At 69.3% G+C, this 1593-nt stretch carries 1 protein-coding gene; it reads right to left on the reverse strand.

Features of this window, described 5'->3' with window-relative positions:
- Positions 1 to 108 precede the first annotated feature (108 nt).
- The gene (locus ACFWFR_RS19295; protein ID WP_377624197.1) at positions 109 to 1422 is read right to left on the reverse strand and encodes a uracil-xanthine permease family protein; all 1314 of its coding nucleotides are present in this window, start codon (positions 1420 to 1422) and stop codon (positions 109 to 111) included.
- Between the last annotated feature and the right edge of the window lie 171 nt (positions 1423 to 1593).

Genomic DNA, 1593 nt, shown 5'->3' on the forward strand with positions numbered 1-1593 from the left:
AGGATCTCTCCCAGACCCCCGTCAGCCGCGTCTCGCGGGCGGGTCACCCACGTGCGCACCAGGTCCACCGCGAGCGGCGACGCCCAGCGGCCCGGCAGCAGCGGTCAGTCAGCGGTCCGCCATCTCCTCGCCGCCCGGCACCGAGGCCGGGCTCGCGGGCTCCTGCGACGTCCCGCGCCACCGCGCGATGTTGCGCATCACGTGATAGATCACGAGGGCCGACGCCGTACCGAGGGCGATGCCCTCGAACGTCACGTCGCCGATGACCCAGGTGAAGTTCGCGATGCCGACGATCAGCGGGACGGCCGCGGTCGTGAGGTTGACCGGGTCGGAGAAGTCGACCTTGTTCTGCACCCAGATGCGCGCACCCAGGATGCCGATCATGCCGTAGAGCATCGTCGTCGCCCCGCCCAGGACCCCCGCGGGGATGGTCGCGATGAGCGCACCGAACTTGGGCGACATGCTCAGGACCAGGGCCGTCGCGCCCGCGACCCAGTAGGCCGCGGTCGAGTAGACGCGCGTCGCGGCCATGACCCCGATGTTCTCGGCGTACGTCGTGGTGCCCGAACCGCCGCCGATCCCTGCGAACGTCGTCGCGAGACCGTCGGCGAAGAGCGCACGGCCCGTGAGGTCGTCGAGGTTCTTGCCCGTCATGGCCGCGACCGACTTCACGTGGCCCACGTTCTCCGCCACGAGCACCAGCACGACCGGGACGAACAGCCCCAGGACGGCGACGTCGAACGTCGGGGTCACGAACTCGGGCAGACCGAACCACGTGGCGTCGGACACCGGGGCGAAGTCGACCTCGCCGCGGATCGTCGCGACGACGTAGCCGATGATCACGCCGAGCAGGATCGCGAGACGACCGATGATGCCCTTGAAGAGCACCGTGATGAGGATGATCGAGGCGAGGGTGATGAACGCCGTCACGGGGAACACCTTGAAGTTGTTCCAGGCGGCGGGTGCCAGGTTGAGGCCGATGAGCGCGACGATCGTGCCGGTCACGATGGGCGGCATGGTCACGTCGATCCAGCGCGGGCCCGCGAAGTGCACCACGACGCCGATGAGCGCGAGCACCAGACCCGTGACGAGGATCCCGCCGACCGCGACCGACTGGCCACCCGACGCGCTCGCCGCGGTGATCGGGGCGATGAACGCGAAGCTCGACCCGAGGTAGCTGGGGAGCCGGTTGCGCGTGATGAGCAGGAACCCGATGGTCCCGATCGCCGAGAAGAACAGCGTGGTCGCCGGAGAGAAGCCCGTCAGGAGCGGGACGAGGAACGTCGCGCCGAACATCGCGACGACGTGCTGCATGCCGATCCCGATCGTGCGAGGCCAGCTCAGGCGCTCGTCGGTGCTGACCACGGCGCCGGGCTCGACGCGCTTCCCGTCTCCGTGGATCTTCCAGCCGAGTGCTGCCATGGGGGGCTCCGTTCGTGAAGTTTTGGTGAAGTGCCGAAGGGAAGGGTACTGCCCGGTACGCACGCTCCGTGAACGGCCGGTACGCCGTGGACAGCCCCGTCCCACCACCCCTCGCTCGCGTCACCGACCACCCAGGACGCCCGACGGCGGAGCGCACCTTCTCCGGGAAGG

It is taken from the genome of Oerskovia sp. NPDC060287 (genome assembly GCF_042726775.1).
GTDB lineage: Bacteria > Actinomycetota > Actinomycetes > Actinomycetales > Cellulomonadaceae > Oerskovia > Oerskovia merdavium.